The 15,773-nt window shown below is 70.2% G+C and carries 12 protein-coding genes and 1 pseudogene; 3 read left to right on the top strand and 10 right to left on the bottom strand.

Features of this window, described 5'->3' with window-relative positions:
* Positions 1–45 precede the first annotated feature (45 nt).
* The 9 genes and pseudogenes from O2L01_RS24190 to O2L01_RS24150 all read right to left on the bottom strand — a co-directional run bounded on the left by O2L01_RS24190 (position 46) and on the right by O2L01_RS24150 (position 11,023).
* Complete coding sequence (locus tag O2L01_RS24190; RefSeq protein ID WP_270124619.1) at positions 46–2,715, bottom strand: Dyp-type peroxidase; 2,670 nt, start codon at positions 2,713–2,715, stop codon at positions 46–48.
* Between the two features lie 80 nt (positions 2,716–2,795).
* On the bottom strand, positions 2,796–3,335 hold the full coding sequence (locus O2L01_RS24185; protein ID WP_270124618.1) for a hypothetical protein: 540 nt from the start codon (positions 3,333–3,335) through the stop codon (positions 2,796–2,798).
* 72 nt (positions 3,336–3,407) lie between these two features.
* Positions 3,408–4,595 (bottom strand): DUF418 domain-containing protein, encoded by a 1,188-nt coding sequence (locus tag O2L01_RS24180; RefSeq protein WP_270124617.1) that lies wholly within the window; start codon positions 4,593–4,595, stop codon positions 3,408–3,410.
* 173 nt (positions 4,596–4,768) lie between these two features.
* Positions 4,769–5,974, bottom strand: coding sequence for a DUF418 domain-containing protein (locus O2L01_RS24175; RefSeq protein WP_270124615.1), 1,206 nt, complete (start codon positions 5,972–5,974; stop codon positions 4,769–4,771).
* A gap of 426 nt (positions 5,975–6,400) precedes the next feature.
* Positions 6,401–7,618 (bottom strand): beta-ketoacyl-ACP synthase II, encoded by a 1,218-nt coding sequence (gene fabF / locus O2L01_RS24170; RefSeq protein WP_270124614.1) that lies wholly within the window; start codon positions 7,616–7,618, stop codon positions 6,401–6,403.
* Between the two features lie 2 nt (positions 7,619–7,620).
* Positions 7,621–7,863: an acyl carrier protein gene (locus O2L01_RS24165; RefSeq protein WP_270124613.1), complete on the bottom strand. Its 243-nt coding sequence runs from the start codon at positions 7,861–7,863 to the stop codon at positions 7,621–7,623.
* Positions 7,864–7,883: 20 nt separating this feature from the next.
* Positions 7,884–8,837, bottom strand: a complete 954-nt coding sequence (locus tag O2L01_RS24160) for a beta-ketoacyl-ACP synthase III (protein WP_270124612.1) — start codon at positions 8,835–8,837, stop codon at positions 7,884–7,886.
* A 5-nt stretch (positions 8,838–8,842) separates the two neighbouring features.
* A pseudogene (locus O2L01_RS24155) lies at positions 8,843–9,760 on the bottom strand (ACP S-malonyltransferase); the annotation flags it as partial.
* Between the two features lie 93 nt (positions 9,761–9,853).
* Positions 9,854–11,023, bottom strand: a complete 1,170-nt coding sequence (locus tag O2L01_RS24150; RefSeq protein ID WP_270124610.1) for a PucR family transcriptional regulator — start codon at positions 11,021–11,023, stop codon at positions 9,854–9,856.
* A gap of 117 nt (positions 11,024–11,140) precedes the next feature.
* Between O2L01_RS24150 and trxA the strand changes: the two genes are divergently transcribed.
* Positions 11,141–11,509 carry a thioredoxin gene (gene trxA / locus O2L01_RS24145; RefSeq protein WP_270124609.1) on the top strand — a complete coding sequence of 123 codons (369 nt, stop codon included), beginning with the start codon at positions 11,141–11,143 and terminating at the stop codon, positions 11,507–11,509.
* Between the two features lie 99 nt (positions 11,510–11,608).
* Here the strand turns inward: trxA and aceE are convergent, their stop codons facing one another.
* Positions 11,609–14,341, bottom strand: coding sequence for a pyruvate dehydrogenase (acetyl-transferring), homodimeric type (gene aceE, locus O2L01_RS24140; protein ID WP_270124608.1), 2,733 nt, complete (start codon positions 14,339–14,341; stop codon positions 11,609–11,611).
* Positions 14,342–14,719: 378 nt separating this feature from the next.
* On the opposite strand from aceE, the gene O2L01_RS24135 reads away from it, so the two are divergent.
* Entirely contained in the window at positions 14,720–15,136 is a 417-nt protein-coding gene (locus O2L01_RS24135) for a DUF3052 domain-containing protein (protein ID WP_270124607.1), read from the top strand.
* 129 nt (positions 15,137–15,265) lie between these two features.
* Entirely contained in the window at positions 15,266–15,727 is a 462-nt protein-coding gene (locus O2L01_RS24130; protein ID WP_270124606.1) for a peroxiredoxin, read from the top strand.
* Positions 15,728–15,773: the final 46 nt, after the last annotated feature.

Raw genomic sequence — 15,773 nt, 5'->3', positions numbered from 1 at the left:
GGTGCGGGCCGCTCCTGCGAGCGGCCCGCACCGCCGCCATCACCATCAGGCTCCGAACAGGCCCTGCCCGACGTAACCGCCCTCGGGCGCGCCCGGCGGGAGCACGAACACCGCGCTGCCCTCGGCGGTGATGAACTCGCTCAACCGGTCCGAGGCCGCCATCTTCTCCTGCGCGTCGATGAACGCCTGCGGATCGGCCTGGAACGACACGAACAGCAGCCCCGCGTCATAGGGGTGCGCGGCGTGCATGTGGCCGTCCAGATGGCCGTCCTCGGCCTCGTCCGAGCTCACGTCCCCTTGCGTCAGGAACCCGTAGTCGTAGTTGTAGCCGCGCCGCACCATCGGCGCGTCGTGCACGACCGCGATGTGCGCGTCCGCCGGGACGGCGGGCAGCCCCGACGCGTCGAGGACCTCGAAGTCCGGGTGGTCGAACTCGCCGCCGCCGCTCAGCGGCACCCCTGAATCGCGCTCGCGCCCGAACGTCAGGTTCTGGTCCTCCGCCGAGAGCATCGACCAGTCCGGCAGCCGCATCCGGATCTTGCGGAACACCAGGTACGTGCCGCCCTCGAACCACGACGGCTCCCCGTCGACCGCCCACACCCGCGCGTCGAACTCCGCTGAGCCGGTCTCCGGGTTCGCGCTGCCGTCCTTGAACCCCATGAGGTTCCGCGGCGTGCCGCCGTCGGAAGGCCGTGACGAGAAGCCCTGCTGCACCCAGCCGAGCTTCGCGGCGGCGACCGCCCGCTTCCGCAGCTCCAGGAACGCGCCGCTCACCACCTGCTGGTCGTCGCCGCAGATCTGCACGAGCAGGTCCCCGCCCGACCAGGCCGGGTTCAGCTTGTCGCCCGCGAACTCGGGCAGCTCCACCAGCTTCGACGGCTGCGCCGCCTCCAGCCCGGCCTTCGCGAACGCGCCCGGGCCGAGCCCGAACGTCACCGTGAGCCGCGCCGGATCCAGGCCCGCCGAGACGGCCTCCGCGTCGAACTGGTCGTCGCCGTCGATCGCGGCCTTCGGCGGCGCCTCACCGGCGGCGAGCGCCGCGGCGGCCGCCGACCAGTCCTGCAACAGGGTTCGCAGGTTCGCGGCGATCGCGGCGGCGTCGAGGGCCTCGCCGGTCCCGAGTTCGGTGTCCGACAACGTGAACGACGCGAACAGCGCGTGCTGCTGCGCGGGCGTCTCGATACCGCCCTGCCGGTCTCCGAAGAACGGCTCCACGCCCGGCGCCTCGGCGGCAGCCTCACCGCCGTCCGACTGCGACGACGCGATCGCCATCCCCACGCCCGCACCGACCGCCGCCGAGATCGTCGCCCCCGCGAGAGCGGTGCGGCGCGACAGCTGCGGCTCGCCCTGGTGTTCCCTGGGCGGCTTGCGGAACCGCTGCCACACACCGACGAGCACATCGACCACGACGAACGCCGCCAGCGAGATCCCCAGCAGCGGGAAGCACCAGCCGACCCCGGCCGCGACCGCCACGATCACCGCCACGGCCGGCCACGGCAGCCGCCGCAGCGACCCGCGCGGATACGGCCGCCCCACGAGCGCGCGCTGACTGCGCAGTGGGCGCCGCTGCCACCACATCCGATAACCCCACACGATCACGCACACCAGCGCGATCATCACCGCCGCCAGCAGCAACTGATTCGCCAGCCCGAACAGCAGGCCCATGTGCGCGGCGATGAACACGTTCGTCACCTGCGCCATGAACGGCCACTCCGCGAACCGCGACTCTTCGACCACTTCCGGTGCGCCCGAAGCGGTGTCAACGACCAACTGGTCCTGCTCCACCGGCAGCGACCGGCGCGTCTCCGCCACCAGGTACTGCGTGCCCGAACCTGAGGGCAGCGTGATCTGCAAGGGGCCGTTCATGTCCGCGTCGAGCGCGGTCTCGTGGACGCTGTCGAGCAGCGTGACCGCGAACGGCGAAGCGGTCGCCGAGGACTCGTGCCCGCCGTGACCGCTGTGGTCGCCGCCCGCGTCGACCGTGACCGACGGCGTCGTCCAGTCCAAGGCCTGGCGCAGCTCCGTGACGCGCTCGCCCGCGTACTTCGACCAGGTCAACCCGGTCACGGACAGGAACAAGAGCACCGCGACCAGCCAGAAGCCGACCGGGCCGTGCCAGGCGAGCGTCCGCGACCGGCCCGCACCGGACGGCCGCGGCACGAGCAGGCTCCGGCGCTTCCGGGAGACCCACAGGACCAGGCCGCCCAGCGCCACCACCCACAGCCAGCTCGCCGCGAGCTCGCTGTACAGGCGGCCCGGGTCGCCGAGATGCAGGCTCCGGTGCAGCGTCGAGATCCACTCGCGCACCGGCCCGGCCTGCGAGGACCCGTACGAGGTCGACTCGCCCAGCACCTCCCCGGTGTAAGGATCGACGTAGACGACGGCGACCGCGCCCGACTCGCGGTCGACACCGTCGTCGACGAGCACCCCGGTCGAGGCGTCCGCCTCGGCGGCCGGCCGCACCGCCGTCACGGGCCAGTCCGGATGCGCCGCAGTCACGGCGTCGACCTGGTCGGCGAGGCTCAACCGCTCCTCACCGACATCGACGGTGCGCAGGTCCGAGTACAGCGCGTCCTCCACCGGATAGGAGAGCGCGTAAGCCAGCCCGGTCACGGCCGAGACCAGCAGGAACGGGGCGATGAGCACCCCGGCGTAGAAATGCAGCCGAAGCAGCGGCTGCCGCAGGGCAGCCCAAAACTTGGGTCTATTCGACATGGTTCGCTTTCTGAGCAGCCCGCGAGCACACCGCTCCCCGGGCAGGAGTCAGCGCCGAAGGCGCTGGGGGACAAAAGGACTCAGGAGAAAACGAACCGCGGCGGACCGCGATGGGAGATCTGCGTGCGCACCGCCGGGACCGGACGCGGCGCCTGCGCCCGCAGCACGAACCGGCGCGGCCGGATCACCACGAGCACGCCCGCGCCGACCATCCGGATCACGCGCGCGACGAACAGCGTCAACGCGTCGAGCAGCCTCGCGAACGCGGCATCGCCGCGCGCCAGCCACGACGCCTGCGCCAGCGCCGCCGCGATGTGCACCAGCCACATGCCCGCGCCCGCGGCGTCCGCATGGCCCGCAGTGGCAGTGGCACCGAGCTCGAAGAACTCGTGCAGCCCGTACTGGGCCGCGAAGCACAGTGGAGCGAGGGCGAGGAAGCCGCGCTGGCGTCCGCCGACCGCGTAAGCGGCGGCGAAGAGCAGGAACGCGGCGGCGGCGAACTGGAGCGGGCCGGGCGCGTGCCCGCCGCTCCACAGGTGCAGCAGGAGCGAGGCGGACGCCGAGACCGCTGCGAACACGGCGGCCCGCAGCAGTCGGAACGGAGTCTGCCTCACTTGCACGCGCGTATTGTGGCACGCCGCCCGGAACGGGCGGAACCCCCGCGTCGGCAATGCGACGCGGGGGAGTCTCGATCAGGCCCGCTTGGGGCCGTAGGTGAGGCGGCGCAGCAGGACCTCGAACGGGCCGCGCTTCCCGGCCTTGTCGAGCGCGACCGCGACGGCCACCGTCGCCAGCCAGGTGCCGAACGCGACGCCGAAGGCCCCGAGGTAGCCGAGGTCTTCGCCGAGGCCGAAGCCCCACGCGGTCAGGAGCGGCGCCATGACGAATGACTGCAGCAGGTAGCTGGTGAGCGAGCGCTCGCCGACCGCGGCGAGGGCCCCGGGGATGCCGCGGCGGCCGTAACCGCGCAGTTTGTGCGCGAGGAGCGCGAAGCCGCAGATGTAGCCGAGCCCGGCGTACATGCCGCCGAGCAGCGTCAGGTAGACCGCGGCGGCCCACAGCCCCTTCGCGGGCTCCCAGGCGCCGAGGGCGATGAGCGCCACGGGAAGCGAGCTGAGGACGTTCACGATCATGCCGGAGATGAAGAGCTTTTTGAGCTGCGGCAGGTGCGCCTCGGGGTGCTCGACCCAGCCGGCGCGGTGCAGCATCATGCCCGCGATGATGAGCGGCACGAACATGCCGGTGGCCGCGACGCCGATGGCGTTCGTGGGCGAGGCGATCGCGCCGAAGACGACCTGGGCGAGGTACGGCGGGAGGTCGATCTCCGGCGGCTGGCCGTTGGTCGTGAAGAGGTACGCCATGATCACGTTGCCGACGAGCGCGACGTACGCGATCGAGCCCCACAGCCACCGCTTGAGCGACTTGTCGGAGAGGTGCACGAAGAACAGGGCGATCAGGCCCATCGCGCCGTACGGGGCGAGGATGTCGCCGTAGAACAGGAAGGTGGAGTGGAGGAAGCCGAACGCGAGGAGCCACCAGGAGCGGCGGCGCAGGACCTTGCGGACGCCTTTCACGTCCGTGCCGCGCGCGAACATGCGCGTGGCCATGACGGCGATGCCGAAGCCGTAGAGGACGGCGAACATCGGCCGCGAGCGCTCGGCGATGAGCAGTTGCTCCACGAAGTAGGCGATGTGGTCGGCGGCCGACTGCCCGGTGTTGTGGCCGTAGTCGTCGAGGCGCATGCCCCACAAGTGGACCGGGACGTTGGCGAGGGCGATGAACAGGAGCATGAAGCCGCGCGCGATGTCCGGCGCGAGCGAGCGCTCGGACTTGGCGATCGGCGTCGGCGGTGCGGCGCCGACTTCAAGGGTGCGGGTCACGGAGGTTCCTATCGGGAGGGTCGTCTGGGTTCGGTTCTCACGGTAGGGAAAACGGGGGAGCGGCGCAGTAGTGCAGTCCCCCGAAAGCGGGTACCGCCAGCACGACCCGAGCGCCACGGAGGTGAAAGGGCTCCACCGCGAACGAGGTGGAGCCCCAGTGGACGGGGAGGCTTCTAGCTCCGCTTGGGGCCGTAGGTGAGGCGGCGCAGCAGGACCTCGAACGGGCCGCGCTTCCCGGCCTTGTCGAGCGCGACCGCGACGGCCACCGTCGCCAGCCAGGTGCCGAACGCGACGCCGAACGCCCCGAGGTAGCCGAGGTCTTCGCCGAGGCCGAGGCCCCAGGCGGTGAGCAGCGGCGCCATGATGAACGACTGGAGCAGGTAGCTCGTGAGCGAGCGCTCGCCGACCGCGGCGAGGGCCCCGGGGACGCCTCGGCGGCCGTAGCCGCGGAGCTTGTGGGCGAGGAGCGCGAAGCCGCAGATGTAGCCGATCCCGGCGTAGAGGCCGCCGAGCAGTGTCAGGTAGACCGAGGCGACCCAGAGGCCGTGCGCGGGCTCCCAGGCGCCGAGGGCGATGAGCGCCACGGGAAGCGAGCTGAGGACGTTCACGGCCATGCCGGAGGCGAAGACCCGCTTCAATTGCGGCAGATGCGCCTCAGGGTGCTCGATCCAGCCGGCGCGGTGGAGCATCATGCCCGCGATGACGAGCGGGAAGAACGAGCCGCTGATGACGAGGCCGAGGACGCCCACCGGCGAGACGACCGCGCCGAGCACCATCTGGGCGAGGTACGGCGGGAGTTCGACCTCGGGCGCCCCGCCGCCGCCCCCGGAGGTGAAGAGGAATGCCATGAGCACGTTGCCGATGAGCACGACATACGCGATGGAACCCCACAGCCACCGCTTGAGCGCCTTGTCGGAGAGGTGCACGAACGCGAGGGCGATCAGGCCCGTCGCGCCGTAGGGGGCGAGGATGTCGCCCCAGAAGAGGAAGACCGCGTGGATGAATCCGAACAGGAGCAGCCACGAAGAGCGGCGGCGGATGATCCTGCGGACGCCCTTGGCGTCCATGCCTCGCGCGAACATGCGCGAGGCCATGATGGCGATCCCGAAGCCGTAGAGGACGGCGAACATCGGCCGCGAACGCTCGGCGATGACGAGCTGCTCGATGAACAGCGCGACGTGGTCGGCGCCCGACTGGCCCGTGTTGTGGCCGTAGGCGTCGACGCCCATGCCCCACAGGTGGATCGGTACGTTGGCGAGCGCGATGAACAGGAGCATCCCGCCGCGCGCGATGTCGGGGGCGAGCGAGCGCTCGCCCTTGCTGATCGAGACGGGCGGGCCGGGCGGGCCGGTCGTGGCGAGAGGGGTCGCGGTGGACACGACGGTCTCCTTCGGATCGTGGCGGGTGTGCACTGGCTTCCGGTTCGAGTCTATGGAAAACGGGCTCGATTCACGGTATTCGCGACCGCCGCCGAAAGCTCCCGTCCGCGGTACCGACCTGGGTCATCCCGAGGAAGGATCAAGTTCGGGGAATGTCGTACCCCGGGAGGATTTCTGCGCTGACCAAAGTTACGGCTCGCCAGCTCGCGGAGGCCGGGTCCCTCTTATGTCTGTTTTGTGGTAGGCGCTCCGAGACGCTCCCGGACACGCCCGAGACCCAAGGCCCGCAGGCACACGCGTCGCCCCCGGACACGCCCGAAACCGGACTCCCGCAGACGCGCTGAAGGGCCCCAACCCGAAAGCGTTGGGGCCCTTCAGGTTACTACTGCTGCTACGCCTTCGTCCGGTGCAGCCGGTTCACTCCGGCTACGCCTTCGTGAACAAGAGCGCGGCGTTGTGGCCGCCGAAGCCGAAGGCCGTGTTGAGCGCGGCGTTCAGCTCGACCTTGCGCGCCTCGTTCGCCGCGACGTCCAGGTCCAGGCCCGGGTCGGGGTTGTCGAGGTTGATCGTCGGAGGGATGACCCCTTCGACGATCGCCAGGATCGCCGCGATCGACTCGACCGCGCCCGCGCCGCCGAGCAGGTGCCCGGTCATGGACTTGGTCGCGGTCAGCACCACGTGGTCGCCCACGACGCGCTTGATGCCCTTGACCTCCGCCATGTCGCCGACCGGAGTGGACGTCGCATGGGCGTTGACGTGGCCGATCTCCTTCGGGTCGATGCCGGCCTGCTTGATGGCCGCCGCCATCGCCCGGCCGCCGCCCCGGCACTCCGGGTCGGGCTGGACGATGTCGTACCCGTCGGAGGTCAGCCCGGAGCCCGCCACGACGGCGTAGATCTTCGCCCCGCGCGCCTCGGCGTGGTCGCGGCGCTCCAGGATGAGCGCGCCGGAGCCTTCGCCCATGACGAACCCGTCGCGGTCGCGGTCCCAGGGCCGGGAGGCGTGCGTCGGGTCGTCGTTGCGGGTCGACATGGCCTTCATCGAGGAGAACCCGGCCATCGGCAGGCCGCCGATGACCGCCTCCGCGCCGCCCGCCACGACCACGTCGGCACGGCCGACGCGGATCATGTCGGCGGCCCAGGAGATCGCCTCGGCCGAGGTGGCGCACGCGCTGGTGGGGGCGTGCACGCCGGCTTGGGCGCCGAATTCCAGGCCGACTACTGCGGCGGGACCGTTGGGCATGAGCATGGGCACGGTGAACGGCGAGACCTTGCGGGCGCCGCTCTCCTCCAGGATGTCGTCCTGGGCGAGGAGCGTCAGCGCCCCGCCGATGCCGGAACCGAAGACGACGCCCAGGCGTTCCTTGTCGAGGTCGTCGCTCAGCCCCGCGTCGTCCCACGCCTGCTGAGCCGCGACCAGCGCGATCTGCTCGGAGCGGTCCAGACGGCGCAGCCGCACCCGAGGCAGGACCTCGGACGGCTCCACCGCCAGCTCGGCGGCGATACGGCAGGGGAGTTCCTGCGCCCACTCGTGCTCGAGCAGGTGCACGCCCGACCGACCGGCCACGAGCGCTTCCCAGGTCGACGCCACGTCCCCGCCGAGGGGCGTGGTCGCGCCGAGCCCGGTCACGACTACCTCAGTCACATTTAGCCCTTTTCGATGTAGGAGACGGCGTCGCCGACGGTCTTCAGGTTGGCGACCTCGTCATCGGGGATCTTCACACCGAACTTCTCTTCAGCGGCGACGACGACCTCGACCATGGCGAGCGAGTCGACGTCCAGGTCGTCGGTGAACGACTTGCCGTCGGCGACATCGTCGGGGTTGACGCCCGCGACCTCTTCGAGAATGTCGGACAGGCCTTCGCGGATCTCGTCACGAGAATGAGCCATGAGTTATTTCCTCTCGATAATTACGGGCAGCGGATGACTTGCCCGGCGTAGGTGAGTCCGCCGCCGAATCCGAACAGGAGGATCGGGGCGCCGGAGGCCACCTTGCCACTTTGTACCAACTTCGACAGGGCCAGCGGCACCGATGCCGCCGACGTGTTGCCGGAGTAGACGATGTCCTCGGCGATGACGCAGTCGTCGCTGAAGTCGAGGCGCTTGGCGATGCCCTGGATGATCCGCAGGTTCGCCTGGTGCGGCACGAAGGCCGCGAGCTCGCTGATCTTGAGGCCCGCCCGCTCGGCGACCTGCTCGATGAGCGGCGCGAGCTGGGTGGTGGCCCAGCGGAACACGGTCTGGCCGGCCTGCTTGATGAACGGCACGTCCTCCTCGATGCGGATGACGTCGCTCATCGCCGGCTCGGAGCCCCACAGGACCGGGCTGATGGCCAGCTCCGGGTCGTCGGTGCCCTCGACCACGACAGCGCCCGCGCCGTCGCCGAAGAGGACGCACGAGGAGCGGTCCTCCCAGTCGGTGACCGCGCTGAGGCATTCGGCGCCGATCACGATGGCGCGCTTGGCACTGCCGACCCGGATGGCCATGTCGGCCTGGGCCAGCGCGTACTCGAAGCCCGAGCAGGCGGTGTTGATGTCGATGGCGGCCGGCGCGCCGATGCCGAGCGCGTCGGAGACGCGGCAGGCGGTGTTCGGGCACAGGTCCTTCGCCGAGACGGTGGCGACGATGACCATGTCGATGTCGGCGGCGGTGAAGCCGCCGTTCTCCATGGCGTTGCGGGCGGCCTCGATCGCGAGGTCGGCGACCTTCTGGCCGTCGGCGGCGATGCGGCGCTCCTTGATGCCGACACGAGAGACGATCCACTCGTCGTTGGTGTCGACCATCTCGGCGAGGTCGGCGTTGGTGAGGATCTTCTCCGGCTGGTAGTGCCCGACGCTGACGACGCGCGATCCGTTGACGCTCACTCGGCTCCTTCATTCTTCGCGAGTCCGGTGGCGGCAGCCAGGTCCTCGGGGGTGTTCACGTTGACACGCTCCACGCCCTTGAGTGCCCGCTTGGCCAGTCCGGTGAGCGTCCCTGCAGGCGGCAGCTCGATGACCGCCGTGACGCCCAGTTCTCCAAGCGTACTCATGCAGGCGTCCCACCTGACCGGTGAGGTGACCTGTGCCACGATCTGCTGCAAGGCGGTCTTGCCCGAGGCCACGGCCTTGCCGTCGCGGTTGGACAGGAGCGTCCGGACCGGGTCGGCGGTCGCGATCTCGGCGGCCACGGCCTCGAGCGCTTCCTGCGCCGGAGCCATGTGCGGGGTGTGGAACGCCCCGGCGACCTTGAGCGGGATGATCCGCGCCTTCTCCGGCGGGTTCTGGGTCAGCTTCTCGATGGCGGCGACCGGTCCGGCGGCGACGATCTGCCCGGCGCCGTTGCGGTTCGCGGGCCAGGCCCCGGCCGATTCGATCGCGGTGAGCACGTCCTCTTCGACGCCGCCGAGGACGGCGGCCATCGTGGTCGGCTCGATGTTGCAGGCGGCGGCCATCTCGCGGCCGCGGACGGCGGCGAGGCGGACGGCGGCCTCGGGGGTGAGGACCCCGGCGATCGCGAGCGCGGTCAGCTCGCCGACGGAGTGCCCGGCGACGACGAGGTCGGCCTCGGCGAGGTCGCCGGTGAGCAGCCGCTCGGCGGCCAGCAGCCCGGCGGCCACGAGGAGCGGCTGGGTGTTGGCGGTGTCGGTGATCTCGTCCTGCTCGGCGGTCGTGCCGAGTCGGACGAGGTCGAGGTCGATGATCTCGGACCACTCGCGGAGGCGCGCCTCGGCGGAGGGGTCTTCGATCCACGGCGTCAGGAACCCGGGCTTCTGCGAGCCCTGCCCGGGAGCGAGAATGGCAAGCACACTAAGACTTTCGCATCGACAACAGGTGATACGGGAGCAGTCGGGAGACTGAAAGCCCGTTCGGTTCTTGTAGGGAATCTACAACACTCGTTGTCAACTGCGAGAACGCCGGGTGCCCGAAGCGTTCTCCAGGCGTCCTATGGTCAACCCCACACGGAGGACGAAGGCCTCATGCGGTTCGGTGGGGGAGAAACCGGTCACCTCCTGGATGCGGCGGAGGCGGTAGCGGACCGTGTTGGGGTGGACGTACAGCTCGCGGGCGGTGCCCTCGAGGACGCCGCCGGAGGCGATGAACGCGTCCATGGTCTCCAACAGCTCGCCGCCCGCGCGGCGCAGCGTCAGGTAGACGCTCTCGCGCAGGCCCCGGCGGGCCTCCTCGTCGCCCGCGATGGCCCGCTCCGGGAGGAGCTGGGTGGCCGTGACGGGCCGGGGCGCGTCCGGCCAGGCCGGGGCGGCCCGGTGGCCGGCGACGGCCGCGAGCGCGGACGTGGAGGCGTCCGCGAGGCCGGTCACGGTGGGGCCCACCACGATCGGGCCGTCGCCGAACTGCCCGGTGAGCTTCTCGACGATCTCGACGGGCTCTTTGACGCCACCGAGGAGGAGCACGAGGCGGGCGCCGTGGACGCCGGCGAGGATGTCGAGCCCGAGGCGCCGGGCGGCGCGCTGGACGGAGTGGAGCACGAGGGTGGCCTCGCCGCCGGGGGTGGCGCCGCAGACGACGGTGATCGTCTGCGTCTCGGACCAGCCGAGGGCGGCGGCCCGGGAGATGAGCTCGTCGGAGTTGTCGCCGCGCAGGAGCGCGTCGACGAGCATCGCCTGGAGGCGGGCGTCCCAGGCGCCGCGCGTCTCGGCGGCGCGGGCGTACACGCGTGCGGAGGCGAACGCGATCTCGCGGCTGAAGCGCAGCACCGACTCGCGGAGCTGGTCGGTCTCGCCGTCGGCGGCGAGCGCGGGCACCTGCTCCTCGACCACGTCGATGACGACCTGGATGAGGGCGACGGTGTGCTGGAGGCTGATGGCGCGGGCGAGCTCGACGGGGGCGGCCTCGAAGACCATGTCGGAGGTGCCCAGGTCCTCGCCGCCGTTGCGCAGCCATTCGAGGAACTGCCGCACGCCGGCTTGGGCCACCAGGGTGACCATGGAGCGCTGCTCGGCGGGGAGGTCGCGGAACCAGGGGAGGCGTTCGTCCATCCGGGTGAGCGACTGGGTCGTCAACGCCGACGAGGAGCGTTCGATGTTCTGAATGGTCGTGGCCAGATCCATGCCCTATAGCCTGCCAGACGTGGCGCGCGCCGCGCATGGCCGTCTGTCGGAATACCTCGGCCGCCACTACTGTTGCGCGGAAGAGCACCACAGAAGCCACGACAGAGAGGCGGCCCCATGGCCACGGTTGCACTGACCAAGGACAACTTCGAGGAGACCGTCACCGGCAACGAGATCGTGCTGGTGGACTGGTGGGCCGACTGGTGCGGCCCGTGCAAGATGTTCGCGCCCACGTTCGAGGCGTCGAGCGAGAAGCACCCTGACGTCGTCTTCGGGAAGATCGACACCGAGGACCAGCCGGAGCTCTCGGGCGAGGCGGGGATCCAGTCGATCCCGACGCTCATGGCGTTCCGCGACGGCATCCTCCTCTACAGCCAGCCCGGCGCGCTGCCGCCGGCCGCGCTCGAGGAGATCATCGGCAAGGTGAAGGAACTCGACATGGACGCGGTTCGCGCCGAGATCGAGAAGGAGGAGGCCGAGGCCTAGGCCTCCGGACTCCTCAGCCGCGGGCCGGACCCGTCCGGTGCCACGGCATGACGAAGGGCCGCAAGCGATCCGCTTGCGGCCCTTCGTCGTAGGCGCGTACTAGGAGTCGCCGCCCGCCTCGCCGGCTTCGGCGGCGGTCGGGTCGGTGATCTGGTACTTGGCGGCCGCCTGGGCGGCCAGCTCCGGCTTGACCTCGCCGCGGGCGGCGAGCTGCTGGAGGGCGGCCACGGTGATCGACTCGCCGTCGACGTTGAAGTGGCGGCGCAGGGCCCCGCGGGTGTCGGAGTGGCCGAAGCCGTCCGTGCCCAGGGAGGTGTAGTCGCCCGGCACCCAGCGGCTGATGAGGTCCGGGACGGCCCGCATGTAGTCGCTGACGGCCACGAACGGCCCCTCGGCGCCCGAGAGCTTCGAGGTGACGTACGGGATCCGCTTCTCGGCCTCCGGGTGGCGGAGGTTGTGGCGGTCGGCCTCGATCCCGTCGCGGCTCAGCTCGGTCCAGGAGGTGACCGACCAGATGTCGGCGGCCACGCCCCAGTCCGCTTCGAGCAGCTGGGCGGCCTTGACGGCCCAGGACATGCCCGAACCCGAGGTCAGGAGCTGTACTCGGGGGCCCGAGCCCGCGGCGGCGTGGACCTTGTGGATGCCCCGGAGGATGCCCTCGACGTCCACGTTCTCCGGCTCGGCCGGCTGCACGATCGGCTCGTTGTACACGGTCATGTAGTAGAAGACGTGCTCGCCTTCGCCGTACATGCGGCGCAGGCCGTCCTGGACGATGTGCCCGATCTCGTAGCCGTACGCGGGGTCGTACGAGACGACCGCCGGGTTGGTGTGCGCGAGGAGCAGCGAGTGGCCGTCCTCGTGCTGCAGGCCCTCGCCGTTGAGCGTGGTGCGGCCAGCGGTGGCGCCGATGAGGAAGCCGTTCGCGAGCTGGTCCGTGGCGGCCCAGATCGCGTCCGCGGTCCGCTGGAACCCGAACATCGAGTAGAAGATGTAGAACGGGATCATCGGCTCGCCGAGCGTGTCGCCCGAGCTGCCCGCGGCGGTGAACGCGGCCATCGAACCGGCCTCGTTGATGCCCACGTGCATGAGCTGGCCCTGCTGCGACTCCTTGTAGGAGAGGAACAGGTCGCGGTCCACCGACAGGTACTGCTGGCCGTGCGTCGACCAGATCTTCGCCGTCGGGAACATCGCGTCCATGCCGAACGTGCGCGCCTCGTCGGGGATGATCGGCACCCAGCGCTTGCCGGTCTCCTTGTCCCGCATGAGGTCCTTGAGCAGGCGCACGAGGGCCATCGTCGTGGCGGCCTTCTGCTTGCCCGAACCGCGCCTGGTCGACTTGTACGCCTCCTCGCCCGGCAGGCTCAGCGGGATGACCGTGTTGCGGCGCTTGGGGATCGAACCGCCCAGGGCGGCCCGGCGGGCCTGCAGGTACTCGTCCTCGGCCGAACCGGCCTCGGGCTTGACGTACGGCGGCAGGTACGGGTTGGCCTCGAGCTGCGCGTCGCTGATCGGCATCTCGAGGGCGTCGCGGAAGCCCTTGAGGTCGTCGAGCGAGAGCTTCTTCATCTGGTGGGTCGCGTTGCGGCCCTCGAAGGTCGAGCCCAGCTTGTAGCCCTTGACGGTGTGCGCGAGGATCACGGTGGGCTGCCCCTCGTGCTCCATCGCGGCCTTGTACGCGGCGTAGATCTTGCGGTCGTCGTGGCCGCCGCGGCGCAGGTTCCAGATGTCGTCGTCCGAGAGCGGCTGCGCGAGCGCCTTCGTGCGCGTGTCGCGGCCGAAGAAGTGCTCCCGGATGAACGCGCCCGACTCGGCCTTGAACGTCTGGAAGTCGCCGTCGGGGGTGGTGTTCATGAGGTTCACCAGCGCGCCGTCGGCGTCCGCGGCGAGCAGCGGGTCCCACTCGCGGCCCCACATGACCTTGATGACGTTCCAGCCCGCGCCGCGGAAGTACGACTCGAGCTCCTGCACGATCTTGCCGTTGCCGCGCACCGGGCCGTCGAGGCGCTGCAGGTTGCAGTTGACGACGAACGTGAGGTTGTCGAGCTCGGCGCCCGCGGCGAACTGGAGCGCGCCGCGCGATTCGACCTCGTCCATCTCGCCGTCGCCGAGGAACGCCCAGACCTGCTGCTTCTTGGTGTCCTTGATGCCGCGGTCGTCCATGTAGCGGTTGAACAGCGCCTGGTAGATCGCGTTGATCGGGCCCAGGCCCATCGACACGGTCGGGAACTGCCAGTAGTCCGGCATGAGGCGCGGGTGGGGGTAGGAGGGCAGGCCGCCCTGGGGGCGCGAGACCTCCTGGCGGAAGCCGTCGAGGTCGTCCTCGGTCAGTCGGCCTTCCACAAAGGAGCGGGCGTACATGCCGGGGGAGGCGTGGCCCTGGAAGAAGATCTGGTCGCCGCCGCCCTCGTGGTCGCGGCCGCGGAAGAAGTGGTTGTAGCCGACCTCGTACAGGTTCGCCGCGGAGGCGTACGTCGAGATGTGGCCGCCCACGCCGATGCCGGGTCGCTGCGCGCGGTGCACGGTCATCGCCGCGTTCCAGCGCACGAACGACCGGATGCGGTGCTCGACGGCCTCGTCGCCGGGGTAGTGCGGCTCGGCTTCCACCGGAATGGTGTTCACATAGTCGGTGCTCGTGGACGCCGGAACGCCGATCTGGCGCTTGCGGGCGTGCTCGAGCAGCCGCTGCATGACGTAGCGGGCACGGGTGCGCCCGCCGCCGTCGAGGAGGCCGTCCAGGGATTCCAGCCACTCGCTGGTCTCCCCAGGGTCAGTGTCCGGTACTTGGGTCGGCAATCCGTCACTGATGGGCGGCCGGTTCTGTTCCGTGGTCACGGGCGATCCCTCGTTCTAAGACTGCGGCTTTGCAGGGTTGCTCTTCAGGCAGCAGAGTGTCATCGTTTTCTACCATCCTCCCTTGAATCTACCGCGAGCATCGTCGACCCACCCGCCTTGATGCGACGGCGCCCACACTCCCCGCGACCATGAAACGCGCTCACCTGCAACGCCGCGAATCGCGTCCCGGAAAGCGAGATCACCGCCATGTGAACGTGTCCGCACGAACCCCCTCGGCGGCTTTGCGAACCGGCCCGCCGCACCTCTTTTCCCCCGCCCGCGCGAGCGCTGGATATGCCACGGCTCATATGGTCTACTTCATATGCTGTGCAGAGCAGAGCGGGACGCTCTGGCAGCCCGACCTATGGAGGGGACGAAGTGAACGCTCCGAGCAGCCCGGTGGACTCATCGAGCGTGGTGCAGCGACTGGGACTCGACGGCGTCGAGTCCGTCATGGAGATCGGCTTCGACACCGATGTCGACGCCGCCCTGCGCAGCGCCGTCATCGAGGCGGTCGGCGAACTCCTCGACGAGGACTCCGACGAGATCGTGGGCGCGGTGCTCCTGTGGTGCCGCGAAGAGGACGGCGACCTGGTCGACCTCCTCCTCGACGCCCGCGACCCCCTCGCCGACGACGGCGTGGTCTGGCTCCTCACCCCCAAGGCCGGTCGCCCCGGCCACATCGAGCCCGCCGACATCGAGGAGTCCACGACCCTCGCCGGCCTCAAGTCGACGAAGACCCTCAACGCCTCCCCGGACTGGGTCGCCTCCCGCATGGTCGTCGCCCGCCGCTGACACCCCGGAATGTCGCGCGGGCCCGCTTCCGGCGGGTCCGGTGGCCGGCGCGGACGCCTGGCGATAACGTTCACCGCGTCAGAGACCACTGAAGGCCCTCCGCCGAGGGCCGCACCGCGAGGAGCGCGCATGCCGATCGAACCCGGAACCAAGGCCCCCGGCTTCACCCTGAAGGACCAGAACAACCAAGAGGTCAGCCTCGCCGACTTCCTCGGCGAGAAGAACGTCCTGCTCGTGTTCTACCCGTTCGCGTTCACCGGCGTGTGCGAGGGCGAGCTGTGCGGCATCCGCGACAACCTCGACGCCTACCAGAGCGACGACGTGCAGGTCCTCAGCGTCTCCATCGACTCCCCGTTCGCCCACAAGGTCTGGGCGCAGCGCGAGGGCTTCGAGTTCCCGCTGCTCTCCGACTTCTGGCCGCACGGCGAGGTCGCCCAGGCCTACGGCGTCTTCAACGACGAGAAGGGCATGGCGAACCGCGGCACCTTCGTCATCGACAAGCAGGGCGTCGTCCGCTTCGCCGAGATGAACATGCCCGGCGAGGCCCGCGACCAGGGCGCCTGGCAGAAGGCCCTGTCCGAACTGGCCTAAGACCTGAATGAAGAGCGGCCGCCGGGGCTTCCCGGCGGCCCTTTTC

This window comes from Glycomyces lechevalierae (genome assembly GCF_027622945.1).
GTDB lineage: Bacteria > Actinomycetota > Actinomycetes > Mycobacteriales > Micromonosporaceae > Glycomyces > Glycomyces rutgersensis.
The sequence above is the reverse complement of the archived record's forward strand: the minus strand, read 5'-3'. Positions and strand labels throughout refer to the sequence as shown.